12 protein-coding genes are annotated in these 17,168 nt (G+C 44.7%); 8 read left to right on the top strand and 4 right to left on the bottom strand.

The annotated features are described in order from the left end of the window. The first annotated feature begins 14 nt into the window (after positions 1-14). Positions 15-1,400, top strand: a complete 1,386-nt coding sequence (locus AC4II3_RS04920) for an alkaline phosphatase family protein (RefSeq protein ID WP_488007967.1) — start codon at positions 15-17, stop codon at positions 1,398-1,400. Between the two features lie 132 nt (positions 1,401-1,532). Here the strand turns inward: AC4II3_RS04920 and AC4II3_RS04915 are convergent, their stop codons facing one another. Then, positions 1,533-1,997 (bottom strand): SRPBCC family protein, encoded by a 465-nt coding sequence (locus AC4II3_RS04915; protein WP_488007999.1) that lies wholly within the window; start codon positions 1,995-1,997, stop codon positions 1,533-1,535. 973 nt (positions 1,998-2,970) lie between these two features. Between AC4II3_RS04915 and AC4II3_RS04910 the strand changes: the two genes are divergently transcribed. Then, a complete protein-coding gene (locus AC4II3_RS04910) occupies positions 2,971-4,578 on the top strand; it encodes a mechanosensitive ion channel (RefSeq protein ID WP_488007965.1) in 1,608 nt (535 codons plus the stop codon). A gap of 170 nt (positions 4,579-4,748) precedes the next feature. Here AC4II3_RS04910 and AC4II3_RS04905 read toward each other — a convergent pair whose 3' ends face one another. Further along, the gene (locus tag AC4II3_RS04905; protein WP_488007963.1) at positions 4,749-6,254 is read right to left on the bottom strand and encodes a GTP-binding protein; all 1,506 of its coding nucleotides are present in this window, start codon (positions 6,252-6,254) and stop codon (positions 4,749-4,751) included. A gap of 214 nt (positions 6,255-6,468) precedes the next feature. Here AC4II3_RS04905 and AC4II3_RS04900 point away from each other — a divergent pair, with 214 nt between their 5' ends. The 5 genes from AC4II3_RS04900 (at position 6,469) to xseB (ending at position 13,751) form a co-directional block, all read left to right on the top strand. Continuing rightward, the gene (locus tag AC4II3_RS04900) at positions 6,469-6,744 is read left to right on the top strand and encodes a hypothetical protein (protein WP_488007961.1); all 276 of its coding nucleotides are present in this window, start codon (positions 6,469-6,471) and stop codon (positions 6,742-6,744) included. Between the two features lie 77 nt (positions 6,745-6,821). Then, a complete protein-coding gene (locus tag AC4II3_RS04895; protein WP_488007959.1) occupies positions 6,822-8,183 on the top strand; it encodes a P-loop NTPase fold protein in 1,362 nt (453 codons plus the stop codon). Next, entirely contained in the window at positions 8,129-13,234 is a 5,106-nt protein-coding gene (locus AC4II3_RS04890; RefSeq protein ID WP_488029227.1) for a WD40 domain-containing protein, read from the top strand. The genes AC4II3_RS04895 and AC4II3_RS04890 overlap by 55 nt, the downstream gene beginning before the upstream one ends. Further along, positions 13,203-13,466, top strand: a complete 264-nt coding sequence (locus AC4II3_RS04885) for a hypothetical protein (RefSeq protein WP_488015859.1) — start codon at positions 13,203-13,205, stop codon at positions 13,464-13,466. The genes AC4II3_RS04890 and AC4II3_RS04885 overlap by 32 nt, the downstream gene beginning before the upstream one ends. Before the next feature lie 21 nt (positions 13,467-13,487). Then, positions 13,488-13,751 (top strand): exodeoxyribonuclease VII small subunit, encoded by a 264-nt coding sequence (xseB, locus tag AC4II3_RS04880; protein WP_488015861.1) that lies wholly within the window; start codon positions 13,488-13,490, stop codon positions 13,749-13,751. 6 nt (positions 13,752-13,757) lie between these two features. Here xseB and AC4II3_RS04875 read toward each other — a convergent pair whose 3' ends face one another. Both AC4II3_RS04875 and AC4II3_RS04870 read right to left on the bottom strand, forming a co-directional pair. Next, positions 13,758-14,366 (bottom strand): hypothetical protein, encoded by a 609-nt coding sequence (locus tag AC4II3_RS04875; protein ID WP_488015863.1) that lies wholly within the window; start codon positions 14,364-14,366, stop codon positions 13,758-13,760. Positions 14,367-14,405: 39 nt separating this feature from the next. Beyond that, positions 14,406-15,599, bottom strand: coding sequence for a DNA double-strand break repair nuclease NurA (locus tag AC4II3_RS04870; RefSeq protein ID WP_488015865.1), 1,194 nt, complete (start codon positions 15,597-15,599; stop codon positions 14,406-14,408). 288 nt (positions 15,600-15,887) lie between these two features. On the opposite strand from AC4II3_RS04870, the gene AC4II3_RS04865 reads away from it, so the two are divergent. Continuing rightward, a partial coding sequence (locus AC4II3_RS04865) for an NF038122 family metalloprotease (RefSeq protein WP_488015867.1) occupies positions 15,888-17,168 on the top strand: 1,281 nt, incomplete at its 3' end.

The raw sequence follows: 17,168 nt of genomic DNA, 5'->3' as shown, positions 1-17,168 counted from the left end.
AATGATAATCAATTATGCGTAAAACGGTTGTTATCAATGTAGTAGGATTAACACCCCGTTGGCTAGGGAAATACACTCCCTATCTATCACAATGGGCTGCTGCTGGAAAAATGGTTTCCATTAAGCCTGTCTTACCTGCGGTTACCTGTACTGCTCAAGCAACCTATCTCACGGGCAAATATCCTAAAGAGCACGGAATTGTTGGCAATGGCTGGTATTTCCGAGACGAATGCGAGGTAAAATTCTGGCGACAGTCTAACAAATTGGTTCGGGCACCTAAACTGTGGGAAATGGCGCGATCGCTAGATTCTTCCTTCACCATAGCTAACCTCTTCTGGTGGTACAATATGTACTCGTCGGTGGACTATGCTGTAACTCCTCGCCCCATGTACCCGGCTGATGGCCGGAAATTTCCGGATATTTATACCAAACCTATTGCTTTGCGTCCCCAGCTTCAGTCAGAATTAGGTCAATTCCCCTTATTTAATTTTTGGGGTCCTAATACATCAATTGCCTCAAGTGAGTGGATTGCTCAGTCGGCGAAATGGATCGAGCAACGTTACAGTCCGACACTGACACTGATTTATTTACCCCATCTAGATTATTGTTTTCAGCGATGGGGTCCTGAGGAGAAACTGGTTGGAGAAGATTTGCAACAAATTGATGCAGTCTGTGGCGATCTAATTGAATATTACCAAACCCGCAATGCCCAGATTATAGTTCTCTCTGAATACGGCATCACCCCAGTATCTAAACCCATTCACATCAACCAGATACTGCGACAAAACGGCTTAATTACGGTACGCTCCGAACTTGGTCGAGAACTGCTTGATGCCGGAGCAAGTAAGGCTTTTGCTGTAGCCGATCACCAGATTGCTCACATATATATCAACGATCCAGATTGTACATCCCAAGTTCGTACCCTTTTGGAAACAACCGAAGGAGTTGCCCAGGTATTGGATGAAGCAGGGAAACAAGCCTATCATCTAGATCATCCTAGATCGGGGGAGTTAGTGGCGATCGCCCAACCTGATACCTGGTTTACCTACTACTACTGGCTTGAGGACTCTCTAGCCCCGGACTTTGCCAGAACTGTGGATATCCACCGTAAACCCGGTTACGATCCTGTAGATCTTTTCCTTGACCCACAACTGGAATTCCCTCAGCTGAAGATCGGTTTGACCCTACTGAAAAAACAACTGGGGTTTCGCTACCTGATGGAGGTGATTCCACTGGATGCTACACTCGTCCGGGGTTCTCACGGTTCCATGACTATCTCAGCCGCCGAAGGTCCACTGTTCATCACACAGCAGACACACCTGACCAAAACTAGAGCAATTGATGCTACCGATGTCTGTGAGTTGCTCCTAAGACATCTCCAGGTAGACAGCAAGGATTGACTGCCAACACAATATTCAACACAATATTCAAATAGATATCTCCAAACCAAAGCAGATCAAGATGGAAAGCATTATTGGCAGGTTCATTATGTAGATGGAACACTGATACGTGCCAACCTTCATCCCTAATCCCTAATCACTACACTCACGTCGGTAAATCTCCTCTGCTACTAACTTAAGGCGTCTGAGTTGGGCTTTCATATCATTCTGAGTCCATTGGGCAGCAAAGCTGTTGAACCCCCAGCTAACGATGGGGTTGGGAATTTCAAATTCAAAACGGTTGACCAAACGGGTGCCTTGTTCAGCTGGCTGACACTCCCAGCGGTCTCGTCCTTTGAAAAAACCCTGGAACTGCCAAACTACTAACCCTGGCTTGCGGTCGATAACCACACTCTTGAGAGTGGGCTGCAACCAGGGAATGTTTATAATGAACCGCGAGCGACTCCCGACATCAGTACTCCACTGCCCCACTGATTCACAACGCAAAATCGGGTTGAGCCAGCGATGCATTAAGCTCTGGTCAGTGATACAGCGCTCGACAATGGTGGCGCTCGCATTAATTTTAATGGATTGTTCAAAAAATTGGGCGTTTTGCATGTAAAATTTCGACATTATTGGACTATCTTGATTACCGTGGCAGCTAGCCACACTACCAGACCACTAGAGTTGTGAGGAGGAAAAATTAATCAAGACTTGATTTTTGTACATCAATTGGCTCTAAATATAAGGGTTACGTCTTGAGTGACTGACAAAACTACCAAAAAATCTTTCAGCTCCCGAGTGTCCGACGTCACATCGGGGGAAATGCCGATTCAACACTCCATCAAGTTACCCAGCCTAATTTAGGGAGTAAGACCCCCTAAGCTAACTAGTTGACTGCGTCGGCAACTATGGGTAAATTCTATCAGCACTCCTGGGTCAAGATTTGTCAGTTAGGCAAGATTAAGCCACATCTGTGGAAAATTTGAGGAGTAAAACGTTCTCCATGAACATCTCAACCTTTACTTTTAAATGTTCTCGTCGTACCTTCTGCTCAAGGTTATTTTCAGTCAGCACTCTCCTGTGAAGAGACCAGGCTTAGATAGCCTCCCTTCAGGGAGCTGACCAGCCTAAGACCTTGACCGAAGGGGTTGCCCTTCTGGTATTGGGTCTACGTTGTTGGCAAGTGTTAAAGTTCCTACCTTGGGGTAGAATGCCCGCTCCAAGCTCTAGAACCGAGTCGTTAAACACTTAGACCAGGGGTAAAACAGTGCGGTTCGGAAAGTACCGACCAACAACGTTGGCCAGGCAAACCTTAACCTTGTGCAGAATCGGCGATTCCGGTTTGAACTGGAAAGCACAACAACTGCACCTCTTGTTGTCCAGCTCTTTTTGGGACGGCAGCCTATAGCGCCGCGTCACGGTTCCTGATCGGGTCACCAGACGTACAGCTTCCCCGCTGCCAAACTTATCTAGTTGAGACGATAATACCGTGCTCCTCACCAGACCACAGTAGTCACAAGGAACTTAAGGAAGTTAAAAAACTTAGGGTTGCCTGTGACATTGGACAATTTAAGTAAGAACAAAGACTATGAATGGAACTTGGGAAGGTATCTTCCAAATTGTAGGAGTGGGTGTGCAGCCATCGGCACACCTGGTTTTAGCCCAGACAGGAGTTCCCGCATTAGACCAAGTTTTGGCAGATGGGGGAACCACCTTACTGAATGTGGTTAAAGCGATCGCAATCTTAGTCATTGGTCTTATCCTTGCTAAGATTGCTGCTGGTATTACCAAAGCAGTACTGAATCGCACCAATATTGACAACAACATTGCTCAGTGGGCTACTGGCGGTCAGACAGGAAGCCCACCTGCAGTTGAGGAATGGTTATCTGGCGCGGTTTTCTGGATTATCATCGTTTTCACGGTAGTGGCGGTTCTAGAAACCCTCAAGCTAGATACGGTTTCCGGACCCCTGAATAGTTTTCTAGACACCATCCTTGGCTTCCTCCCCAGTGTCTTTGGTGCGGGGATTCTCTTGGGCGTTGCCTGGTTACTAGGAACTATCGTCAAGATGATAGTAGTCCGGACGCTCAATGCATTGAATATCGATCAGCGCTTGGGTGAGCAAGTCGGGGATGGTGGCACTAGTCAGTTCTCTCTGGCTCAAACCATTGGCAATGCCCTGTACTACTTAATATTCCTACTGTTTCTGCCATCGGTATTAGAAACCTTAGGCTTACAGGGCACTCTCGATCCAGTACTAAGTATGCTGGGTGAGATTTGGGGGATTGTACCCAATATTGGCGCAGCCATAGCAATTGGTGCTATTGGTTGGTTTATTGCTCAACTTGTGCAACGTCTTGTCACAAGTTTCTTGACAGCAGCAGGTGCGAATCAGATCGGGGAGCGGTTTGGACTGAGTACCTCTGGTGGCCGCTCCCTAGCCGGGATTATCGGTACGATTGTCTATGTCCTGATTTTGATTCCCGTTGCTACCGCTGCCCTTAATGCCTTGCAGATCCAGGCCATATCTGGCCCTTCGATCGCAATGTTAAGCCAGGTTACTAATACCATCCCCAAACTTTTTGCTGCGGCTGGTATTCTGGCAGTTTTCTACGTAATTGGACAATTTGTTAGTGATCTGGTCACCAACGTCCTGACAGACGTTGGCTTCAACAATCTATTCAGCTGGCTAGGTTTTTCCAGCAGCACCACTGATCAAACAGCAGCATCAGAAACACCACAGAACCCACTTACCAGTCGCACTCCTTCTGAACTAGCAGGACTGCTTTTACTGATCGGTATCATGATCGCTGGTATTGTGGCAGCAACTGATGTATTACAGATTCCCGCCTTAACTGACATTGTGGCTGGGGTTGGTTTCATCGGTGCTCGGGTGCTGTCCGGGTTAGTAGTCCTTGCTATCGGTCTGTTCCTAGCTAATTTTGCCTTCAACTTGATTACTGGCTCTGGCGCTCGCCAATCCAATATCCTGGCACAAGTAGCTAGGATTGCGATTATTGCTTTTTCTTTAGCTCTAGGTCTACAACAAATGGGCATTGCCCCTGATATTGTGAACTTAGCCTTTGGTTTACTCTTAGGTGCAATCGCTGTTGCGATCGCATTAGCCTTCGGTCTCGGAGGTCGCGATGTTGCTGGTGAGCAAGTTAGAGAATGGCTAGATTCTTTGAAAAAGTAAGTCGAAGTTGAACGCGCACCCGTGGCCTTTTAGCCAAGGTTGTTCGCCCTTTTTGAATTAAGAATTAAGAATTTAGAATTAAGAATTAAGAATTTATAATTTAGAATTCTTAATTCTGCATTCTAAATTCTGCATTCTGACACAAGCGAACAACTTTTAACCTTAAACCTTCAACCTTCAACTTTTGATAATCTTGCCCTCAATTCTCCTTTAATACGATGGAGAATTGAGGTTTCGTCTAAAGAAGAGAGAATTCGTCTAACAACAGCTTTTGGTCCATCTTCTCCCCAGGATGCGCCATTAGCTAAATAGGTTTTGGTAATTTGTCCAATACCATAGCCAGATACTCCAGCAACACTAGCTTGGGTGATGGCAACGGACATATATGGCGCTAGGGAAACCCCACCGGTGACAGGGGCAGAAATTCCTAAAATACTTTTTAAGCTACTCAATCCCAAATTAGCCAAGAGTTCACTAGCACCAATACCGCCCATACTCATAGCGATTTTTTGTAATAATTGAATAGCTCCCTGCTCAGTCATAGCAATACCATAGAGACGGGATAACGTAAGAATCATTACCACATCAACTACAGTAGCGGTCAGGATATCCACAACAGTAACTGGATTGAGAGCAATCACAAATGCTTTAGTTATCACTGCTTTCCAGATAATTTGATTAGCACTGTCATCCCGAATCTTCATTTTTCGGTTGACTAAGTTTTCATTCAACTCATCGGCGTAAAGCATGGTGTTAAGAGCAACAAGGGATTTACCTTCCCGATGTAAAATCTCCAGAATTTTTAGTTTCAAATCTTCAATCTGGGGTTTCCCTCGGCGGCGCTTGACCTGAATGCTGCCATTAGGCGATCGCACTGCTACAGATACCAAAGGTGAAGCAGCAACCATCACAATTTCTGCTGGTGAAAGCAACTGCTTGACCCGTTCATCCCGAATTTTGCTGTAAATTGCGATGCGATCAGCATCAGGATATTGGTCAATCTTGTTGAACACCAGTAACATCGGTTTACCACTAGCTCTTAACTGAGATAGAGCTTGGTACTCTACCTTAGTCATATCACCAGCAATAATAAACAGCAGTAAATCTGCCTGTTTAGCTACCTCTAGGGCTAAGGCTTCCCGAGTTTCCCCATCTACTTCATCAATCCCTGGGGTATCAATTAGCTGAATTTGGGAATTACCAATACTGGGTAGGGCAACCTGTAGAATATCCTGTTGGTTATGGGTTTCTTTATGGGTTTCTTTATGGGTTTCTTGACTAGAGGTTTGACTAGGGCTTGGATTATCGGGCTGCCAATGGGCAGTTTGAGCATTCTGGGTCACCCCATGTAGGGCACCAGTTTCAAATACAGGTTGACCGACTAAGGCATTGAGTACAGAGGATTTCCCTCGTCCCACCATGCCAAAGGCAGCAATTTGGATACAGGTATTTTCCAGCTTCTCAAGCAGATTGCCCAAGTCTTGGATTTGAGCATCTAAACCAGCTTTTTCTCTACGGGATAAGTCAAGATTAGCTACCAGATCCCTGAGCGAGTCTTGTGCCTGTTTGTAGTTCAGTTCTGCCTGGATTTCCTCAAAACCTGAAATTGCGCTATCTAAATCCTGGTCAAGATCTAGAGAGTTAACAGAGTCAGACTCAGGCGAGAATTCGGTCAAAACAGCACCTCCTGCTTAAGACACGTCTGGTTTCGATCCTAGAGCATCAGTTCAGGAATCACTTTTGAGAAATCACCCGTCATAGAGTTAAATGCTTCACAGCTGACATCCATTATTCATCCCTTGGGACTTCCTGATTCCAACCCACAGCTGTAGAAGAGTTAATCATTACCTTACACGATTGGTTCGATGGAAAGCATAGGAGAGATATGAGATGATCAGCCAATTATTAAGTGTTAGTTTAACCTTGCCGATGCTACTGAACTTAGGTCAGAGTCTCACGGATACCCAAATCCTAAATTATGGTAAAGTTAACAATTATACACCAACAGGTCGAAATTTTCAGGGTAAACTCAATAGTCAAAACCCACCTTCGTTATCCTTGGCCAGCCGGGATGAAGCAAAAGACCAAGAACAAAAATGCGAGTGGCTAGACATATGTACAGAATTTAGGGAGGCATCTTTATTGGTTAGCAAAACGCTTTTTTAAAAGGTAAGTTAGGTGCTACAAAAACGTAGGAATTAGCATTGTCCTGCGACTAAATCAGGAAGGAAAATTACGCTATAATGGTACTAGATCTGCCAAGATTCTACAAAGCTTGTAATCCCAGCAAGCCCCTGAGCATGGGAGATGTCAATGATATAAAATACTATATTGATTTTTCCCCAGTCAGAGGAAATAAAATTATTGAGTCCCTCAAGCGAACCATCACCCTAATTTCTCCAGATGAGCCGACTTGTCAGCTGTTTACAGGGCATATTGGCTGTGGTAAATCCACAGAATTACTTAGACTAAAAGCTGAGTTAGAGCAACAGAAATTTCATGTGGTTTATTTTGAGTCGTCTCAAGATTTAGACATGGCTGATGTTGATCTAAGCGATATTTTGCTGAGTATAGCTGGTCAAGTCAGTGAAAGTCTGGAGAAAATTAAAATTAATATAAAACCAAGCTATTTTGTCAATCTTTTTACAGAAATTACCGATTTTTTGCGAACACCGATTGAATTAGGTGCTGAAGCAGAATTGTCGGTAGGCATTGGCAAAATAACGGCTAAAACTAAGGAAAGTCCTAAATTGCGGCGTCGATTACGGGAATACCTCGAACCTCGCACTAGTGGAATCTTAGACTCGATTAATGAAGAACTACTAAGACCTGCTACCACTACCCTTAAGAAAAAGGGCAAGGCGGGACTAGTGGTGATTGTGGATAATCTGGATCGGGTGGATATTCGCCCTTTACCCTCTGGGCGATCGCAACCAGAATACTTATTCATTGACCGGGGTGAACAGTTACGCCGACTCAATTGCCATATTGTGTATACAATTCCCTTGGCGTTAACTTTCTCCAATGAGTGCGAAACCCTGAAGAATCGCTTAGGTGGTGGACTCACTCCTAAAATCTTACCGATGGTGCCAGTCAAACTGCGCACAGGTAAAGAGTTTCCCGATGGCATGGCCTTGCTACGAGAAATGGTGCTGGTTAGAGCTTTCCCCAATCAAACTACTGAGGAACGATTTGCTTTGCTCCCGGAGGTATTTGATAATATAGATACTTTAAACCGCCTGTGCCGAATTAGTGGTGGTCATGTGCGCAACTTGCTAGGATTGTTGTTTGATTGTCTCAGGCAAGAAAACCCACCGATTCCCAGTGAGTGTTTAGAAAATGTGATTCTCGAACGTCGGGATTATCTGATCTCATCAATTACTGATGAGGAGTGGGAATTGCTGTTTCAGGTGGTGCAACAGCAAAAAGTCAGGGGTGATACGGAATACCAAACTCTATTGCGCAGTATGTTTGTCTTTGAATACCGCGATCGCGATGGAAATTGGTTTGGTATAAATCCAGCATTAGAAGAGGCACCGCAGTTTAAGTCATGGTTGAAACAAAATCACCAGCAGACGCTGCCCAATACAACGATAGTACATTAAAGGCTCTCTCTAGAGCGATCGCATTTTCACAAGGGGAATTTTCTCTTGTGATCGTGCGATGTAACTACCAGGGTTTGCAACAACAGATGCTGCAACGCCTCAAAGCACTGTGTCAGCCGCAATACCCGATTACGGAGTTTATCATACCGCCATCGGCTACCACCCTTTATACCACCATCCAAAACTACGAACACAGGGAATTGGGGCGTGGACAGGACAAGGGGATAGACAGATGCGAGAACAGGCAGAGTTCTAGCCCCATTGACCCTTCATCCCCTGAGCCTCTTACCTCCTCACCCCCTCATTCCGCATTGCTGATTGTTGGTTTAGAGTCAGTAGTTGCTATTGAGGAATTACTTACCTCTACTAATCAAGTCCGGGATGAGTTTCGTAAACGCCTAACCTTTCCTCTAATATTGTGGGTTAATGACCAGGTACTGCAAAAACTGATGCGCTTGGCACCAGATTTTGCCAGTTGGGCAGCCACTCCCCTCAAGTTTGAACTGACAACCACAGAGTTAGTCAATTTTCTCGGACAAAAGGCTCAAATGGTATTTGCCTGTCTATTGAACTCTGGAGAGCCTTCCCCCTCAACCACGCAAAACATCCCAAATCCCAACCAACATTCAACCAACCTTGGCCAAAAGGCCACGCTACGCGAACAACCTCCCAACCTCCAACCTCCCAACCTCCAACCTCCCAACCCCGATATTTCTATTACCTATTCCAGGAACTCAGCACTCCAAAACCAACGTCGATTTGAACTGGATTTTGCCCTAAAAGATTTACATAGTCGTGGCATTACCTTAGATAAGGAATTAGACGCCAGTCTAGACTTTGTTTTGGGTCTAGATGACTATAAACGCGATCGCATAAATCTAGCCAAGAAGCGGTTTCGTAAAAGCTTAAGAGTTTGGCAGCAAACGGATAACTTAGAACGGCAGGGGTTATTATTGTTTTATCTCGGTTTGTGTTACTGTCGCCAGGCTGACCAAAATCAAGCTCATAAACAGCGCTATTGGGAAGAAGCTTGGCCGTATCTGCATCGATGTATGGGAATTTTCACCCAAGCGGGGCGTCACGATCTGGTGGCTATTTTTATTAGTAAGCTAGCTGAACTGCTGCAGCATCTACAAGCGTGGTCATTCTTACAAACCACCTCTCAACAGGCTCTGTCCCTTCATGAAACCTATGGGACTCAGGTGCAACTAGCCCAAGATTACGGTTTTCTGGCAGAAGTAGCCCTTGAGCAATCCCGATGGAACGATGCTGGTCAATTAGCCGAGAAAGCTCTATTAATTTTGGTTGTTGCTGCTGATGATCAGCCCCATGACCAAGGCTTGCATCCATTGCTATTAGCCCAGCTCTATCGATTATTTTTGGTAAAATCCCAAGGAAAGCAGGGAAATTTAGCAGAAGCGGTCAAGCAGCTGGAAAAAGCGAGTGATAAACTGGCAGATGCCATAGAATCCAGCAATTATCGCTATGAGCCTCAGCGTTACCTGCACCTGTTGGAACGATTACGTAGCCTTTACTTTGAACAAGGGCAATACCTAGAAGCATTTCGGATTAAACAAGAACAACGGGCAGTGGAGCAGCTGTATGGCTTCCGTGCCTTCATTGGTGCTAGTCGTCTACAGCCACCACGAGGAGCCAACAATCCCAGCTGGCATGGGGTACAGCCACAAGACCTTATTCCCCAGGAAATGGCAGCTTCCGGACGTCAGCGAGATGTAAACCGCTTAATGGAACGGATTACCCGTGCCGACCACAAACTGACAGTGATTCATGGTCAGTCAGGGGTTGGAAAAAGTTCCATTGTCCATGCCGGATTAGTGCCAGCACTCAAAAATAGACCCCTTGGCGATCGCATTGGGTTACCGATTGTGGTGCAAGTTTACACCGATTGGGTGGGGGAACTCCATAAACACTTGGCCGATCAACTATCAGGAAATGGAAATGAAGACCCCTTGCTCAGGGAAAAATTTCTAAACTCTAATGGTAACGGTAATGGTAACGCCCTAATTGATTCTGTCCTGGAGCAATTACAATACAACGCCGACAATAACTTGTTAACGGTTTTAATTTTTGATCAGTTTGAAGAGTTTTTCTCCGTTTATTCCCATCAATCCCAACGAAAACTGTTTTATAGTTTTTTAGTAAATTGTCTTAATTTACCCTATTTAAAACTCATTTTTTCTATCCGAGATAACGCCTTACATAAATTACTAGAACTAGAACATTATACTTGGGAAGTTATAGAAAGTAATATCTTAGATAAAAAGATTCGTTATCCATTAGTCAATTTTGCCTTAGAAGATGCTTATTCAGTTATTCAAAGCTTAACCCATCGGGCTAATTTTTATTTAGAGCCAGCTTTAATTGATGAATTAGTCAGAGAATTAGGAGCTGAAATTGGAGAAGTTCGTCCCATTGAGTTGCAAGTAGTAGGAGCTCAACTCCAAGCTGAAAATATTACTACCTTAGCTCAGTACCAGTACCATGGTCCCAAAGCCAAACTGGTGGAGCGGTTTTTAGAAAAAGTTATTAAAGATTGCGGTCCTGAGAATGAAACAGCAGCTTGGCTAGTGTTGTCGTTACTCATTGATGACAATAAAAATCGACCCCTTAAGAATCGCTCGGAGCTAGCCATAGAATCATCCTTAGAAGACTATACCTTAGATTTAATATTAGAAATTTTTGAGAAATCAGGATTAGTATTTATATTACCAGAAGTTACGATCAACCGCTATCAACTGGTTCACGATTACCTGGTAGACGTTATCCGCCAGAAAAAGCAATCGAAACTGCAAGCAGAATTAGAAAATCTCCGCCAGAAAGACAAACAGAGCCAGGATAAAATTGAGCAACTGGTTAAAGAACAAGAACTCCAAAACCAACTGACCAAAATAACTAAAAAACAAAGAAAAACCGAAGAAAAGCTGAATCGAATTCTCAGACAACGATTGCGAGAAGCACGTTTGGCAGGAATGGCACTTTTTAGTCTGATGGTGATTACCGGTATACTTGGGGTTCGCTACGCTATCAGTAAAACCAACAACCATTTGAGTGACCTGAGCTACTCTTCAAAAGCTCTAGTTGATGCCAACAGAACCTTTGATGCCCTCATCCTAAGTTTAGAGGCAGCCCAGGAATTGCAGCAATCCCTTGGGGTTAATCCAGAAACCCAGACACGGGTAGTCACTGCTCTACAGCAGGCAGTTTATGGGGTCAGAGAACGTAACCGTTTAAAGGGACATCGGGATTGGGTCAGTAGTGTCAGTTTTAGCCCAGATGGTAAGCTGATTGCCTCTGGGAGTCGAGACAAGACTATCAAACTTTGGCGCAAAAACGGTACCTTGCTCAAAAGTTTCCGAGGTCATCGGGCTGGAATCCACAGTGTCAGTTTTAGTCAAGATGGTCAGATCATCGCTAGTGGTAGTGAAGACAAAACTGTGAAGCTGTGGCGTAAGGATGGATCCCTGGTAATGACCTTAGATGGGCCAGATGGGCATACCAAAACAGTCCATTGTGTTAGGTTTAGCGCTGATAGCGAAATGATCGCATCGGCTAGTGAGGATAAAACCGTCAAACTATGGCGTAAAGATGGTGTTTTACTCCAGACTCTAACCGGTCACAGTGATTCAGTGTTGGGGGTTAGTATTTCTCCCAATGGTCAGTTAATTGCTTCCGCCAGTAAGGACAAAACTATCAAACTTTGGCGCAGGGACGGAACACTGCTGAAAACCTGGCAAGCTCATACAAAACCAGTGGTGAGTGTCCGTTTTAGTCCTGATGGTAAAACTATCGCCTCTACCAGTACAGACAACACTGTCAAACTCTGGCAAACTAATGGCGAATTAATCGATACCCTGGAAGGTCATCGTAATTGGGTTCTCGATGTCAGTTTTAGCTCCGATGGTAAGAGGCTAGCTACGGCTAGTGCTGATCACACCATCAAACTCTGGAACAGTGATGGGGAATTAATCGAAACCTTAGCTGGACATAGCGAAATGGTGGTAGATGTCAGTTTTAGTCCGGACAACAAGACCATTGCATCGGCTAGTGTAGACAAAACTATTAGACTCTGGGCCAGTGACGGGGGGATACTGGCACCGATCCGCCATAATCAAGCTGTCAGGAGTGTAAGTTTCAGCCCTGATGGTGAAATGATTGCTACTGCTAGTGCAGACAATACCATTCAACTGTTGAACCGTAAGGATCGTAGCAGAAAAGCCTTCTCGGCTCATGGTGAAGGGTTGACTGAAATTAGTTTCAGCCCTGATAGCACGATTATGGCTAGCGCTAGTGAAGATAAAACGGTGAAACTCTGGAATTTAGATGGCTCCTTGCTTCATACTCTAGAAGGACACCAGGATCAGGTTTGGGGAGTTAGTTTTAGTCCCGATAGTAAGTTAATTGCTTCTGCTAGTGCTGACGAAACCGTTAAACTTTGGCTTTTAGATGGCACCTTAGTCAAGACCTTAGAGGGGCATCAGGATAAAGTTTGGGGAGTCAGTTTTAGCCCAGACGGCAAGCAGATTGCCTCTGCTAGTAATGATGGAACGGTAAAACTCTGGAATCGTGATGGCAAGTTGCTCAATACCTTGAAAGAGCATAATGATGGTGTTAATTGGGTCAGTTTCAGTCCCGATGGCGAGATGATTGCCTCTGCTAGTAGTGATGGCACGGTAAAACTCTGGAATCGTGATGGCAAGTTGCTCAATACATTGAAAGGCCATAATGGTGCCGTGAATTGGGTTAGTTTTAGTCCCGATGGAACCTTAATCGCATCTGCTAGTGGTGATACAACAGTTAATCTTTGGAGTCGGGATGGACATTTAATTAATACCTTTAAGGGACACAACGATTCGGTATTTGGAGTCAGTTTCAGTCCCGATGGCAAGTGGCTAGCGTCTGCTAGTAAAGACAAAACAATGATTTTGTGGAATTTGGATGTGGATTATTTGCTAGAGCGCGGTTGTAGTTGGTTGTACGATTATTGGCATCATAACCGTGATGCTCAAAGGGATCAGCTTTGTGGATTTTAACTGCAAGGGAATAGGGAGTAGGGAGTCGGGAATCGGGAGTCGGGAGTCGGGAGTAGGGAGTAGTGCTATAGTTTATGAACTCTTGACTTTTGCCTATTGCCTATTGCCTATTGTCTATTGCCTCTTGCCTATTGCCTATTGCCTCTTCTCCCGATTCCCGATTCCCGATTCCCGATTCCCGATTCCCGATTCCCGATTCCCAATTCCCGATTCCCAATTCCCGATTCCCTAAAATCAAAAAAAATTGCTATCTATGGAAACTAAAACTGATTCAAACCTAACTGATTCAAACTTAAGTAAAATCCCTTCTGGAGAAACCTGGAACTATGAAGCGACGGTGGCTAAAGTGGAAACTATTATTAGGCAAATAGAAACGGGAGAACTAGAATTAGCAGACGTGTTTGATCAGTTCTCTGCTGCTGTCGAATATCTCCATCAATGTGAAGATTTCCTCGATCAGCGACAGCAACAGATGGATTTGTTGATTGAGACGCTGAATAATGATGCGGATTTTTAACAGTAATTACCCCATCCCTTGAATACCAACATGTCCACCAAAGGCATACCAATCTTCACTAAAGCCCTTGAATTCCAGATCTTTCAGGGTAAATTTTACGTGATTCTCCTCCATAGTAAACTTAACCGTATTATCAGCATTAGATTGCTCTGTCACAATCACCAAATCAGTGCCTGCTGGAATTTCCTGCTTTGATGCTTCATTCAACATATTAGATTGAACAGGAGCTCGCTTAATTACCGTATCTTGATTAAAGAAAAGGTTAAGTAAAACGGGTTGATTGACTAAGGTATTCTGATAAATAGGAATGTTGAAAACAGTCTGATCTTCTTGTTTAGAGACTACATTACTAACAGTCTCTACCGGTTGAATACTCTCCATCATAATTGCTACATGGTCCTCAAAGGCATACCAATCACCACTGAACCCCTTAAACGCAATATCTTTTAAACCCAGTTTAAGGTGATTGCCAGATTCCTGACCATAATAGCGAAGTACTAATATAGTACCTGCTGGTATCATCTGACGTTTATTATCAGGCAATTGCGACGATTGAATCGGCTCTTGCTTGAGATAGCTATCTTGCTTAAACAGAATTCTTAATACATTTGCCATGACACTATACCGGTTTTTAATTATTGGGTAAGGTACAAATCAACTAATACTACCCCGTTTACGAGCTTCCTTATAGGATATTCCCACATTCTTGACACCTGCCCGAATCATTTGTTGTTCAAGCAAAGCAAAGAAGCGATTCCGGTCACCGGCCTTGATCACGGCCTGATTATGAGCTTCAGACACAGCAATGGGATAACCATAGCCTTTATAGACCTGCCCCAGCATTAAACTCAAGGCTTGATTGAGCAATGCGGAATTCTGGGCTACCCATTCTGGCATCTCGATCCGAGCAATTTCTGTACCCACATGGACATAACAGAAATAGATCCGGTGATGGTCGTATAATTCCAGAATCCGTGCCGAACTCTGAAATAAAGGGCTACGCTGTCCTGGTTGCAATAAACTTGCCCAGAGAGTCGTATCCCGCAAGGGGTCTATCACCTGACAGGGCAACTTGTCAGTGACATTACCACATTGGGTGATACATTTTGGTGTTTCATAGGGACAAGCTGGTAATCTCAGGAAATTAACCATTTCTACACTACGAGAAGCACTCAGGTAGCCGATCAGGGGTACATTAACAGCACGCAACTGCTCCCAAGCTGTTAGAATCGGAGGCAAGATGCGATCGCGTGCTTCCCCTGGCATCCCATCAAGAAACCAGTAAATTAGGGAACCATCTACTATCGCTAAATTGGGAGTATCCCTGTGGGGAGCTGGTGGATTCACCCAACGGCAAGCCATTTCTGCTAACATCGATACCTCGGAAATGGTGCGCCGATGTCCCATCCACTCCTCCGTGCGAATCCCCCACTGACGAGAAATATATAAGTCTTCCGGTCGGTAGAATACTTCCGGCATACTATCCAACAGAGGATACAGACTTTGTCCATAGTGCAACATTACCCGACCCACATTAATCACATAACAGTAGAGGATTTCGTGGTGAGACGGGGAAATTTGAGACCCATCGGTAGCGAAAACACTATGGCTTTCTGGGGGAATACTGATATCAACACAAGTATCCAGAGATTCTACCGGTGTTGCCGCCGTGAAGATCATGCGATCGCGCCATTCTTGATGAGACTTGACCAAACTCTCTTGTTGTGTTTTAGCCTTTGCCAGTAATTGTTCAGCCCGTTCTAGGCGTTGGCGAGACGCCACCGCTTCTAGTCTCAGGTGCTGACTAATACCAGGGATTTGTCCTGCCAGTTTTGCCAGATCAAGCATGGAGAGCTCATCAGTAGATTTACCGTAGATTTACGAATTTCAAACTAGTGATCTGTAACACAGGTTTCTTGTGATCTTAAACGACTCATTCAGTGATCCTAAACGACTCATTCAGTGATCATAAACAACCATAAATAAATATACACAATTGCATACATCAGGCTCCAATAACAAACGCGATTCTATACACCAGCCTCAGATCACAAACATGATTGCATACATTACCTTTTCATACTGACAGTATCCATGTCCGTAATTTCGTCAGTAATTTCTACGAGGTAAGATTTTATGAAGAATCGCCAGTTAATCAAGTCCTTGTCCCTAGCATCTGCAGCAGTAATTGGTGGTAACGCCCCAGCTCAAGCCATAGACTTCGACTTCAGCTATCAACCAGGAACGTCCCTCGAACAAATGCTGGGGTTTCAAATGGCTGGTGAGATTTGGTCTTACTATTTAACCGATGATGTCACCGTCAAAATTCACGTTGAGATGACCGACGCCTTGCCCTCAAACATCCTGGGTGGGGCACTCCCTGGTCTGGAAAAGTATAAAAACTACGGCACCTATCGGAATAAGCTCTATAACGATAGAACATCGGTAGATGATTATACGGCTTATGATAGTCTGCAAGCCCATCATTATCAGGATGGCTATACTCGCTATCATTCGGTGTTTGAAAGCGGACAAGGATGGTACAACAAAAACATTGCTCTGACCAGTGCCAATGCCAAAGCCATCAATTACCACAGCAATAACTCCCTGCTGGATGGCTATATCGTCATGAATAGGGACTTCAATTGGAGCTATGATTACCTACGTAACGCTTCAACCCCATCAAACGCCATAGACTTTCTGAGTGTGGGCATCCATGAAATTGGTCATATCTTGGGCTATGTCAGTGGTGTCGATTCGACCATACTCGCGGATAATGACGCTAGTTATCAGATGAACATTGACCGTCTGATGCGTACTACCTCCTTGGATATGTACCGCTTTACTAACTGGAGCGCAAATCAGAACAAGATTGACTTAGCCTATGGTGTCAACGCCTTCTTTTCCATTGATGGGGGTGATACAGCACTGGCATACTTTTCCGAAGGTAAGGATACCAATTTAGGATTCGGAGGTGATGGCTATCAAGCCAGCCACTGGGACGGTCTGGGCAATGATTTGGGCGTTATGAAGCCAGCCCTAGGTTGGGGAGAGAGATCCGATATCTCAGCAATGGATTTACGAGCCTTTGATGTGATTGGCTGGGACCTTAACTCCGTTGTGTTTGGCTCAGATGGACGCCCTAGTGACTCCAATATGACCTTAAATTTCAATAACTTGCTCAACAACGCCAAGAATACCTTAGCTGACAAAATCGGTAACTATCTGAATAATCCTAGCGTGAATGCCTCATCCATCGACTGGTATATCGCCACTAAGAACGAAGCAGCAGGCTCCTGGCTAAGTGAAGACCGGATCGACGATGTGATCGATATGTACGAATGGGGCCATAATGGCGGTGGTGGTGGCGGTAGCAGTGGCGGTGGTGGTAGCAGTGGTGGCAGTGGCGGCAGTGGC

The organism is Moorena sp. (genome assembly GCF_982860115.1).
Note: the sequence above shows the minus strand (reverse complement) of the source record. Positions and strands in the feature narration are given on the sequence as shown.